General features: G+C 32.6%; 8 protein-coding genes and 2 pseudogenes. 7 read left to right on the top strand and 3 right to left on the bottom strand.

Annotated elements, in window-relative coordinates:
* The 6 genes from DRF61_RS22260 to DRF61_RS22235 all read left to right on the top strand — a co-directional run.
* Nucleotides 1-1,840, top strand: a 1,840-nt coding sequence (locus tag DRF61_RS22260; protein WP_477100014.1) for a DUF7933 domain-containing protein, incomplete at its 5' end; no start/stop codon positions are given.
* A gap of 58 nt (nucleotides 1,841-1,898) precedes the next feature.
* Complete coding sequence (locus DRF61_RS22255; protein WP_111961051.1) at nucleotides 1,899-2,417, top strand: hypothetical protein; 519 nt, start codon at nucleotides 1,899-1,901, stop codon at nucleotides 2,415-2,417.
* A 168-nt stretch (nucleotides 2,418-2,585) separates the two neighbouring features.
* On the top strand, nucleotides 2,586-3,011 hold the full coding sequence (locus DRF61_RS22250; protein ID WP_111961050.1) for a helix-turn-helix domain-containing protein: 426 nt from the start codon (nucleotides 2,586-2,588) through the stop codon (nucleotides 3,009-3,011).
* Nucleotides 3,012-3,021: 10 nt separating this feature from the next.
* The gene (locus tag DRF61_RS22245; protein ID WP_111961049.1) at nucleotides 3,022-3,333 is read left to right on the top strand and encodes a helix-turn-helix domain-containing protein; all 312 of its coding nucleotides are present in this window, start codon (nucleotides 3,022-3,024) and stop codon (nucleotides 3,331-3,333) included.
* A 101-nt stretch (nucleotides 3,334-3,434) separates the two neighbouring features.
* Entirely contained in the window at nucleotides 3,435-4,403 is a 969-nt protein-coding gene (locus DRF61_RS22240) for a hypothetical protein (RefSeq protein ID WP_111961048.1), read from the top strand.
* A gap of 472 nt (nucleotides 4,404-4,875) precedes the next feature.
* Complete coding sequence (locus DRF61_RS22235; RefSeq protein WP_111961047.1) at nucleotides 4,876-6,312, top strand: tetratricopeptide repeat protein; 1,437 nt, start codon at nucleotides 4,876-4,878, stop codon at nucleotides 6,310-6,312.
* A 1,721-nt stretch (nucleotides 6,313-8,033) separates the two neighbouring features.
* Here the strand turns inward: DRF61_RS22235 and DRF61_RS22230 are convergent.
* Together DRF61_RS22230 and DRF61_RS22225 are read right to left on the bottom strand one after the other, a co-directional pair.
* Nucleotides 8,034-8,408, bottom strand: a complete 375-nt coding sequence (locus DRF61_RS22230; RefSeq protein ID WP_111961046.1) for a hypothetical protein — start codon at nucleotides 8,406-8,408, stop codon at nucleotides 8,034-8,036.
* A 163-nt stretch (nucleotides 8,409-8,571) separates the two neighbouring features.
* The gene (locus tag DRF61_RS22225) at nucleotides 8,572-8,862 is read right to left on the bottom strand and encodes a transposase (protein ID WP_157963423.1); all 291 of its coding nucleotides are present in this window, start codon (nucleotides 8,860-8,862) and stop codon (nucleotides 8,572-8,574) included.
* 358 nt (nucleotides 8,863-9,220) lie between these two features.
* On the opposite strand from DRF61_RS22225, the pseudogene DRF61_RS22985 reads away from it, so the two are divergent.
* Nucleotides 9,221-9,764, top strand: a pseudogene (locus tag DRF61_RS22985) (IS982 family transposase); the annotation flags it as partial.
* A 1,082-nt stretch (nucleotides 9,765-10,846) separates the two neighbouring features.
* On the opposite strand, the pseudogene DRF61_RS23150 reads toward DRF61_RS22985, so the two are convergent.
* Nucleotides 10,847-11,363 (bottom strand): annotated as a pseudogene (locus DRF61_RS23150) (transposase); the annotation flags it as partial.
* Between the last annotated feature and the right edge of the window lie 1,172 nt (nucleotides 11,364-12,535).

Raw genomic sequence — 12,535 nt, 5'->3', positions numbered from 1 at the left:
ATTAATTTTTTATAAACAATTAATTAAAACACGAATGATGAAAAAAAACAATTATTTAATAAACCACTTTTCGGTATTGCTTCTCTTTAGTTCAGTATTATTCTGGTCCCAGACCGTTGTACGTTACAGCCAGGATATAAAGGGAGGTGCTACAATAATTGGTAATTCCTGGTACTATAGTACCAGCAATACAGGCTCACCAAGGATAACACCGGATGTAGACGGAGGTTTTGGGACTACCCGGTCTACTTCGGCAGATCTGATTCTGCCTGCAGGATCTATTATTGATAAAGCTTATTTATCTATAGAAAAAGATGACTTTACTAATGATCCTCCTGCTTTTACTTCCGTAAAGCTAAAAGTTCCGGGTGCAGCAGCTTACACGACATTAACTTCGGCAACCAGTATTGCTAATAGGACTACGCTCCCATCAGACTGGCCCACGGGCCAGATGATTTGGGATATCACTGCGATGATGCCTGCTGCCGGATATGTAAGTACAGCAGCTGGTGGAGCTGCAGGGCGTTATTTTCTGGCTGATCCTCTTCCTGCTCCATATGATATGGGAGGCTGGTCTATCATTGTGGTCTATAAAAATCCAAATTCAAAATTCAGAAACGTTACAGTAGCTGATAATTGGCAATATTTCACTAGTACAACCATCAGTACAATAATTCCGGGCATAAAAGTTCCGCCCGTTGGTACTGTAAAAGCTGTTGTGGGGGTTACAGGAACTTATGGAGATAGAGGGGCTTCAGATTTCTTAAATTTTGGGAAGACTGCTACTGCATTAACTGCACTTAAAGATCCTATGACAGGCGCTGCCAATGATGCCTTAAACAGTTCGATTGCCTGGGGCAGCAATAATAATGTGCTTGCTGATGGAGTAGCCGTTCCCATAGGCAATTATGTAAGACGTAATCCTATTAGTGCAGGGCACTTATTTGGTGCCTCTGAATCCTATGATTATGATGCGGATATTTTTGATGCGACAGGAGTTTTAGCTCCTTCAGCGACTCCTATCAGTGTAACCCTTCAACAGCAGGGCACAGGTAACGATATCCTGATAAGCGGCTCCTATTTTATCTCTGTGGATATAGCCGTACCTCCAAAACTTACAAAAACAATATCTCCATCTGTCATTAGTGATGGCGGTACCGCTGCCTATACCTGGACGGTAACCAATACTTCACCGGATGCACTCTTGCAGACCATTTCTTTTACAGATAATCTGCCAAGCAGTATAATAGTTGCGGCTATTCCTAACGCCAGTATTACAGGAGGATCGGGAGGTACGATTACTGCTGCTGCAGGTTCCGGAACGGTTACTATTGCTAATTTACAATTAGCGCCGGGACAAAGTGCAACCATAAAAGTAGACATTACCAATGTACCCGGACAGGTTAATCCAGTATGTACAGGTCAGCCTGCCTTTACCAACAGCGCTTCAAATATTACCGTTCCTGCTTCATCCCCAATTCTGGATACTTCGGGTATGGTTCCCCAGTGTTTAATGGTACTTGCATATTGTTACAAGCCTGCAGTAACAGCCGGAACAGTACTGGACACCAAGTCTGGTATCACAGCATTAGGAAGAGCAGGAGCCGAGAACGGCAACTGGCCGATGGTCCGTAAAGGAGCTTGGACAGCACTGGAAGCCAAAACCAAAGGATTTGTCGTGAACAGAATTCCGACAACAGCCCAGGTAAATACTATTGCTGCTCCTGTGGAAGGGATGATGGTGTATGATGAAGAAGCTGACTGTTTAAAAATCTATACCACAACCGATAATGGACTTACATTTAGCTGGCAGTGTTTCAATACACAAACTTGTCCTTAGCAGATTATAATTCAACCTTTGCCTGCAATTTATTATTAAAACTTTAAATCAATCAATAATGAAAAAAATATTTATATCAATATTTGCTGTTATTTTTGCATGTGCTTTTTCACAGGTGGCGGTAGGCAGAACTTCCGTTACCAATACTTCTGTTTCTTTAGAATTTGGAACAGGCAATAAAGGATTGCTACTGCCATGGGTAACTTCTGCAGCTTCCGTTACCGGAGCTGTGGATGGAACCATCATCTATGATACCACCGATAAAAAAGTAAAATACCGAAAAAACGGAGGCTGGTTTGACCTAAGTATAGATGCGACAGGAACTGTGGATACTACATTACAAGATCCACTTACTGAAACAGCTTCTGCAAAAACGGCAATAGGAGCCAATGCCGCCATAGATGCTGTCTCAGGTATTTTGGTATTGACAGATACTAACAAGGCAATGATTCTTCCCAAGGTAGACAGTCCGCATTTAAATATAATCAGCCCCTCAGCGGGAATGATTGCATATGATAATATCAAACATCAGTTGGCAGTATTCAATGGGACAGTATGGTCTTTTTGGAAACCTTAAAAAATATAGCTTTTTAATAAGAAGCAGTAACTATGAAGGCGGCTGATATGGAATTAAGGAAACTCATTTTGGATCTAATTGATACCAACAGAGATAGATCTAGGAGGCAGTGCGAGAACTCTTTACAGATAGATGAAAAAATGATAAAAAAAACACATCTTCAATAACATGGATATAGATTTTAAAAACATACATATTGGAAATTGTATCAGAGAACAGGTAGTACAGAAAAAAGTCTCTATGGAGAGAATGTGTAATTTTTTCAAAACCGGAGAGGAGGAAATTATTAAAATGTATGAGAAAAAAAGTATGGATACAGATTTTCTTCTAAAATGGAGTAAACTGATAGAATATGATTTTTTTAGAGTGTATGTGAACCATCTTTTACTGTATGATGGGATCTCCAATACCAAAAACAATAAAAATATAAAACAGGCAGGAGATAAGATTATTTTCAGGAAGAATATTTATACCAGAGAGATAAAAGAATTTCTGGTTGGTCTGGTTACAACTAATCAAAAGACTGTACCTCAAATTATGAAAGAATATAATATCCCGAGAACTACAATTTACAAATGGCTGAGAAAACATTAAACACTATTTTATGAAAACACCCAATTATCAAAAAATCTATCAGGACCTTCTAAAATTTAAAGGACTAGATAAGGAAATTACAATTCCGAAACTGGAGAAAAGCATTGATATTATCAGATTCAATGATTTAATATCAAAAAGACAGAAAGAAAAAAGATCTGAGATTACTCAACATGCGAAATCTTATGATGAAGAATCCATACTTATGCTGCTTCGTTATCAAAAAAAAAATAATCTTAATAATACACAATTGGCTAATGAATTCAGGCTCAGTAGAAATTCTGTATCGAAATGGAAGAAAATTTATCAATATAAAATTTAATTATCAACTTCAATTGTTATTAAATTTTTAAATTTAGAAGATAATAACTATTAATATTTTAAAGTAAACACTTTTATTAATAACTTTAAATAAAAAATAATATGAAAACTAATCTTTTACAATTAAGCCTCTTTTTGCTTTTGGCTTGTTTTTTTCACGCTCAAGTTGGAATAAATACAGTACTGCCGGGAAGTACATTAACAGTAAACGGATCTATTGCCGGTCAATATAAAATATCCTCTACATCGGCTACTTTGGGGATTGGCGATTTTTATATGGCATTTAATGGAAGCACAGCAGGTACATTTACTCTACCAGCTGCAACAGTGGCAGCACCTGCACAGGGAAATATTTTGGGAAGAGTATATTATATTAAAAATACCGGTAGTGCACAGCTGACCGTTGCAGCCAGCGGAGCAGAACTGATTGATAACCAGACAGGTTCAGGAGTTACCAGTTTTAAACTGAATCCTGCTGGATATGCTATGATTATCAGTAAGGGAACAGTCTCTGGAACGACATGGGAACTGGCTACATTCATCGATAAAACAACTGCAACTATTGCCGCGTTGGGAGCTACTGATACGGTAACTTATACAGGAGCTGCATTTACCGCTTTTAATAACAGTATCCCACAAATTATTCCATTTTCGGTAGGAGATGTCATTGTCAATCAGGGAGGATCTGTAACATGGAATGATGCAGGAGATTACTGGCAAATTTTGGAATCGGGAGTGTATAAAATAGAAGGATATTCCTATTTTGGAAGTGGTGGTGCACCATCAGGTGCTTTTCAATGGACGGGTATTAACCTAAATATTACAAAAAACGGGACGGCTATTGCCAATATTATTGGAGGTAACAGAGGGAATTTTATGGATATTATTGCTCAAACTGCAAACACACCGATTAATGTCAATTGTATTGTGCATTTGAATGCGGGAGATCGTGTTTATTTAACAATGAATTGGGGTGCAGGGGATAAGCCTACAACAAATGCTCAGATTACAGCACCTAATTCGTTGATAGAAAGTAGAAACTTCTCGCTACAACAACTATCAATACCTTAACTATTTTTTTCTTCTCAGAGATTTCCTTTAAAAGGAGTTTTAAATTATTTGTAGTTTCATGAAAAGTAAAAAAATCGGTTAAGGATAATATTTATTAAAAATTTGTTTTAATCTAAAAATTCCTCGAGGATAAGAAGAAGAAAAGATAACTGCCAATATAGAGCTGCAGCCAAAAAATTTTTCAAATCATTAAACAGAATTATTTATGGAAATAGACTCAGAGCAAAAAATCATGGGGCTAGAAATGAGATTTGGGACGACAAGAGAAAAGGCATAGTATCTTGAATTGTGAAACGATTGAGGAATTTAACAATTAAAAACAGAATTTGCAAAAATGCAGCTTAGCTCCTGTTGAAAATTTATTTGCATATCCAATATAGGCTAGCCGACAACTTTATTTGCTATTTGAAGCAAAATTGTGGTGAGGCAATCTGGAAATTTACAACAAAACCAATTTAATCAAACCCATATTATGAAAGCAGCTTTGATATGCTTATTTATACTATGCTCTGTATTTCATAATGCACAGAGATATTCCTCTGCCGAAATAGATAGTTTATTAGAATGGAAACATTATGAGTTGAGAATTAGTGGTAGACATAAAGAGGCCATTAATCTTAATAAACAATTACTAATGGAGTCTAAAAAGATGAAGTATACTAAAGGTGAAGTATGGGCATATATCAATCTTGGAAATTTGTATTGTACGCTGGGAGAAAATGAGAAAAGCATTTATTGCCTTCAACTTGCAGAATCAATAGAAATTGATGATGATTTTTTAAAATCTCTTATATATACAGAGTACGGAAGAAACTATAATATATTAAGACTTATAGATAAATCCAATGAGAATTATGATCAATCAATAAGGCTAGCAAAAAGAATTAAGGACAATAATAAAAGAAGACGGCTTTTGGGTTATTCTTATGCTAGTAAAGCAGATAATTTTGAAGGGACAAAAATGCAAGATTCTTTATTCTTTTATTTAAAGAAAGCATACGAAAACGGGAAGGGACCTATAACAGCAGCTCGTATATCCGGATGTTTTTCTTTTAGAAATAGTATTGATTCGGCTGAATTTTATTTAAAAGAAGCAAATAAATTATTTAATTCAGGAGTGACACCTTCATTGTATAATAAATCAATCCTATTATTAAATCAGGGAATATTACTCTCAGCCAAAAAAGATTACAGAAGAGCTTTAGAAAGTTATGAAAAATCGCTCACTATAATGGAAAAACTAAAAAAACAGGACGGTAGAAAATCACTTTATAAATTAATTTCAGATACTCATAAGTTATTAAATAACAGAGAAAAATCGAATGAATATCTTGAAAAATATTCATCTTTAAAAGATAGCCTGGATATCGTTGAAAGAAAGTTAATAGAGGTCTCTGTAGACAAATTTATAAATAAAAAAGAGAAAGAAAATAATGAAAATAAAAATAAGCTATATATTATTATTACTTCCATTCTTCTCTTGTTTGTTTTTTCCTTTTTTTTAGGTTGCTGGAAATTCAAAAAAAATAATCTTCAAAAAGAAACATTATTACAACAGAAAGAAGATATTATTAATCAAAAAGAAGAAGAAACTGTTGAATTAAAGCAAAGAATGGATACAGTATTTGGTGAAATAGCAAGCCTGGCAAAACAGAATGATCCATTATTTCTATATAGATTTCAAGAGGTCTATCCTGATTTTTGTAATAAATTATTAGAGATTAACCCTAAATTGGTTAACAGCGAACTTCATTTATGTGCGATGACCAGGCTCAATTTTTCATCCAAAGATATTGCCAAATATACATTTGTCCAATATAAGACAGTCGAAATGAGAAAATATAGGCTTAGAAAAAAGTTAGGCATATCCGCTGATGAGAACTTTTATATGTTTATGAAAAATCTTTAAAATTAATATTGCGTTGCTTTATATCACAATTTTTATAGTATTCTACTGTAGTAAAAGGTAGCTATGATTTTTTGATTTTAAAATTTATTTTTTGAAATATTTGTACCTCGGGTAAAGCAATACAATATTCAAGTAAGATATAAATTTATCAATACGCTAATGTGTTTCTTGTCGGAAGATGTGTGGGATATTAAAAGTAAGCAGTAGCAGTTTCTATCATATAATAGTAATCATCTGTATAAATCTTTATATGGGCTTAGTCCCGGATTATATGGGCCGTTTTAGTTTTTTTATACTTTTTGCGAAGATCATGATTCTGCTGATAAAGCCACAAATATTCTCCGTCGATCCATTGATTTTTCGGTAATTTCCTGTAATTGTTCGGCATGTGATTTCTTTAATGTTGGGAAAGGGTACCTGAACTGAGTGTGAAGCAGCTCAAGGGTGCTAAAATTTTCAGGATTCATGATTTGATAGTTTTGGTTTAGTTTTAAATACTAATAAAGCACTATTATTTCATTTTATATTGATTTTTTAAATGAAATATTTAATTATGGTTATTTTAATGGTAGTGATAAGCGTATAGTGTGTATTTATCATAGGGTGAAATACGAATATTTTTGATTATTTTATAACTAATTAAATTATCTTTTTACAAATAATTTCCTTTTTATGTATTAAGTCGGGACAATATATTGATGTTATAAAAATGATTTATCCGATGATACTCATCCATTACGGATACTCTCTCTCTTTTTGTAAGGTTCCATATTTTAAACATTATGAAAATTGCTCATATTGAAACCTTTAATAATGAGCTTAAAAGTATTGTCATATGGAACACTCCAGACATTGAAGTGAGAATAATTTATGATATATATTTTGGGAAGCTTAATTACTGCTTTCTAAAAAATGATACTAAACTTGAAAAAGTAAATTATGGTTGAATGCTTAAACTTTTATTAATCCGAATTCCGGTTAGTAGGTTAAGAACAACTAAACATTCCACGAAATGTTGAACTTAATTTAAAAAAAATGTAATTGATTGTAATTATTATAATTCAATGTCTAAGTTCATAGTTTTATAAGGAGTTTTCTTTTGAACTGTATTTATATAGTTATCAGGTGCCTGTAATCAATGAGGTATAAAAAATATATTGTACGTATCTATTACGTATGTAGTTTAACGTCAACAGAATCAGATCGGCTTTTACCAAATATTTTAACTTGTTATCATAGTATCAAATCTATTTAGTAAAGACCTGATATACTATCTAACCAAGTATTTGTTCTCTCTGTCACGCATATTACTCATTGTATAATTTTTGTTGAAATAATAATTACTGTGTGAGTTTGATTTTCTTTATTGTGTATTACACAGGGGAGCTGCAATATCTTTTCCATTGTCATAAAAAAATTAAAAGAAAAACTTCATTTTATACATAAATATGTTGCTAATCTTTTAAGAAAGTCAAGTTACATTCCAGCTGTGTTCTTATGGATGCAGCTATATTTTTAGTATTTTATATTTGAAGAATATTTATAAATGTATAATTTTATTGTGCTGTATATTACTTATTTATGTTAAAATACGTATATCCAATACCTACCTCTTTTTTGTCTGAGCTATGAAGGGGGGCTAATGGGAATTTCGATTCCAATAATCATTATTATAAGAAATGTTTATTATTAAACTATAGCCAGAATGGAACATTAAACTATCACGACCCTGCAAAGGATGGTGAAGCTGTGCCATTTTCAAGGCAGCAATACTGGTGTCCTGGACCTTCATCGTACCTTCTGCCAAACAAATCAATGACTGTCGTAAGATATAGCCAACCCTTACCTGTGCGGATGTAAGTAATATCAGAAACCCAAACTTCTTTGTTGTTTTTAACCTGAAAGTCCTGATTCAAATGATTTTCTACAATAGGATATCTGTGAGAAGAATTGGCAGTTTTCTTAAATTTCTTTTTTACAACACTCCTCAAATGACCTTCCTTCATCAGCTTTGCTACAAAACGACGTGAAGCTTTTAGTCCTTTTGCTTCAAGCTCTCTGGCGATTCGGGACTCCCATATCTTCCAGGACTCCAATGATAAATCTTGAAAATTTCAGAAGATAACATCACTCTTCTCTCTGCTCGTTTAGCAGGTTTACTTTTCTTCCAATGATAGAAACTGCTCCTACTTACTTGTAAAACATCACACATCTTCCCGACAGGAAACACATTCGTGTGATCCTTGATAAATTTATATCTTAGCCGTCTTTCTTGGAGAAGATGCCTACCGCCTTTCTTAAGATGTCACGTTCTAGCTTTGTTTCTTCAAGCCCCTTGCGAAGTCTTAGTAGTTTTTCTCTTATCGGATCTGAAGAAATTTGTTTTTCATAGGTAAGCTTACCTTCTTTGTGAAGTTTTCTCCAAGTAACTAGACTTTCTTTGCAAATTTCCAATTTTTGAGCTATCGAAGACACATTACCTCTCTGCTCACTTAAAGATACGGCTTGCATCTTAAACTCTAAATTGTAATTTTTTCTGATCTTTTTCATACCCTTAAAGTTAAAGAGTATAAGAATCATGTCCTAACAAAGTTAGCAATTCCAAAAGCATTGAATATGTGTATGTTGTTTAATACGTGCATAATACGTACTTCTTTTTTAAAGTGGTGCAAATTCTTTATATTATAACGTGTATGTAATACGTATATCTATTTACTTTGAACCTGAAAGTTTTCGCATTACTTTGCAAAAAAGTTAAAGAGATGAAAAAATAAGAAAACTGGCATCAATTTTAGCAATTAGCTTTTCCTTTACAACTTATGGGCAAGTGGGTATAAACACACCAAATTCTCAAGGCATACTCCATGTTGATGGAAATAAAGATAACCCACCAACAGGAATACCAATTCTGAAAGTTTGCAGAAACCAAAGAATACACAACCATAAAGTTTTCACAAGTTTGGCAGAACGGGGAAAGTTTTCGATGGGCTGGTTTTATGGATTTAAGCTGCATATGGTTTGTAACGAGAAAGGTGAACTTTTATCCTTCTATCTAACGAAATGAAATGTAGATAACAGGAATCTGAAGCACATTAAAAATATGGCTCAGCAGCTTTTTGGGAAACTATTTGCAGATAAAGGATACCTTTCAAAAGCCTTGTGTGAGGTACTTTTTGCCGATGGCATTCAGTTATTTACTAAACTTCGCAAGAATATGAAAAATCATATCATGAAAATGGAAGACAAAATATTGCTTAGAAAAAGAGTAATCATTGAAACCATAAATGATGAATTAAAAAACCATTGCCAGATGAAATACTCCAGAAATCGAAACGTAAACAATTTTATGATGAACATTTTGGGAGGACTAACTGCGTATTCTTTCTTTCCAAAAAACAGACAATCAACTTAAAAAAATAAATGATAGGCAATTATTTTTAAACTTCGCTTAACACAGAATCTCAGGTTAACATACATATATCATGTATGTTACTTGTAAATTAAATTCTAAACACAGCACAAATGATAACAATAATCTATTCAAACTAACCATACAATTATCCTTTTTATGACAAGTCATTTATTTCTGACTGGTCATCCTCATTTTCCTCTTCCTTAATAACTAAAGGAAGATGGATTTGGGGAAATTAACAATTTGCTTTTCAGCAGAAATTCCATAAACATAATAACCAGATCTCCGGATTTATAATTAATACAAATATGTTAGAAAAATTACTTGATAGCTTTGAAAAGCTTTGTCTGCAGGTTATTATTGAAATACTTCACATACCTATAACCATTTTTAAACTATATCACAAGTCAACGAATTGTTACGATATTCCTGCTTACGAAATGAAGAAGGAGGAATCAACACGTTTTCATGACTACCTTTCACCGATTAAGCTATCGCTCTATACTTCTGTCATCTTTTCTGTTATTTTAATGGACCAAGAAGGGGGTAAAAATTTTTTTTCAAAAATTTCAGGATTGAGTGTGGTAGAGAAGGCTTTGATCTTATTTCTTATGAATAATTTCACTTCAGTACTGTTCAGCCTGATCATCTTATGGGTTAAAAAAGAAAAGGTAAATATCCCGATATTCAGTAAACTTCTATTCAACTTTATCTATACAAGCACCTATACTACGGTACCTCATTTTATAGTTACTCTTTCATCCATGTTTTTTGGAGAGACATTGGAAATTGATAAGTATATCGAAAATTTATTCAAATCAAATATTTCTGATCAGAATTATTATATTTTTCTTGTTATTTGTATCATAGCTTTTTTATTATATTTTGTAGGACTGATTAAATTGTTTAGAGCCCTACACTATATACTTAAGAACAACTTCCTGTATCATCCATATGTGATATGGTTTTTAACTTTTTTATTTTTTTTAACACAAATTTTCTTTACAAGAAGCTTAATATTATGATTTTATAAAGGAACCTGTTTAAACTTTTTTATGGAAAGAGTTTCCAGAAAATTAGCAATTTAGAGTTGTAAAAAAGAACTAAAATCTGGAACTCATTCTCTCTAACCTTGAAAACAATTCCGTCCATTCACACAATCAAATATTTCATCTAAAGGTCGGTTCTGCCACGCAACCACTCGCTGGCAACTGCATTGGTAATTTGTGAGATGGTGGAAGTGGAAATATCAAAATCATACATCTCTTTGATTTGTTCTTCAATATCACTTACACTCATTCCTTTAGCATAAAATGAGATGATAATATTCTCCAAACCATCAATGATGTTGTGTCTTTTTGGAACTAATGTAAGTTCAAAACTGCCTTCTCTATCTCTGGGAACCTTTATTTCTCATTCACCAAAAGATGATTTTATCTTCTTGGTTCCATGTCCGTTCCGATAATTTCCGTTAGTGGTTTTTTCGTGTTTTGAATTGTCCAGATGGTCGTCCAGCTCAGCATTCAGCATATGTCCACTGCCTTTTTGTGTGCCGCTTTGAAGAATGATGTTAAATCTTCTCCATTCTTAAAGGATTGTAGAAATCCTTGTTGTTTAGTAAGTCTTCTTTGTCGACCATAACTATGTAATGGTTAAAAAAAATAAAAAGTTATTTCCAAAAAATTTATTGAGCTCTAAGGGCTCAAAATTTTCCAGAATAATTTTTTAACTTACACAGTTAATGAGATACTACCTGTTCAAGCTAAAAAGTAGAACAACATAAAGGATAGCTTCCACAATCTACTCTAACGATACTTTTGCGTTATTTTTCTTTACTCCTAATGATAAATACGGACAAATTTCATTTTTATAATATCTTTGCTTAACAAAACTTTTTTTTGAAAGAATGATACAATTTTTTTGAAATTATTTATTCTTTTTACTTTAAAAAACATCGATATTATAGCCTATTAAACAGAAAAGCATACAGTTAATTACTTTTTTAGGGATGACTAATTACTTAGAAACTTCTAAGCTCTTCTCTTCCTGTATTATCATTTAAATTAGTAATGTATTCCGTGGGAGTAATGCTTTCCAATTATTTAAATTTCCTGTTAAAAGTAGATTGATATTTAAATTCGGCTCTATTGTAAATATATTTTAAGGTATGTGTTTCATATAAACCTTTCTTCAGATCCTCTTAAATCTGAGAAATGCGATATTTATTAATTAAGCTTTTAAAATTCAATTTCAGTTCAGTATTGAGGAGCATGGAAATATTAGTAATATTAGAACTTAGATGGTCCGTCAGATCATTAATTGAAAACTCGGTATTTTTATATGTTTTTCTGTTCCATACAATTCTTTATATTTTTTATTCAATACATCTTGTCTTCTAATTTCAAAGGCATTTTACCAGTAATTGTACTTTCCGCTTTTTCTAATTCATTTTTTTATCCACAAAGTATAGGACAAAAATAGTATAGAAAAGCTTGAAATTACAATATAACTCTGAAAAATAATCCTTGAGTGGGGTTATTTTAAAATCAAAAGGAATCATATTACTTAATAATAGAGTAAGTACGACTGATGTTGAAATTGCAGCTGTCCAGTATAACATATTTTCAAAAGACAGAAAAAAATGTATAGCAATAAGGTTGAGAACATAGTACATATATTACGTACAAATCATTTCCTAAATAATTTTTACTAATTAAGCTATTATCGATAATAACTTAATTAACTAATTGATATGTAGTTGTTTAATTTTTATAAACAAATACAGATAATAGCTTTATATATATAAAAATC

Source organism: Chryseobacterium lathyri (assembly GCF_003290185.1).
Taxonomy (GTDB): domain Bacteria; phylum Bacteroidota; class Bacteroidia; order Flavobacteriales; family Weeksellaceae; genus Chryseobacterium; species Chryseobacterium lathyri.
The sequence above is the reverse complement of the archived record's forward strand: the minus strand, read 5'-3'. Positions and strand labels throughout refer to the sequence as shown.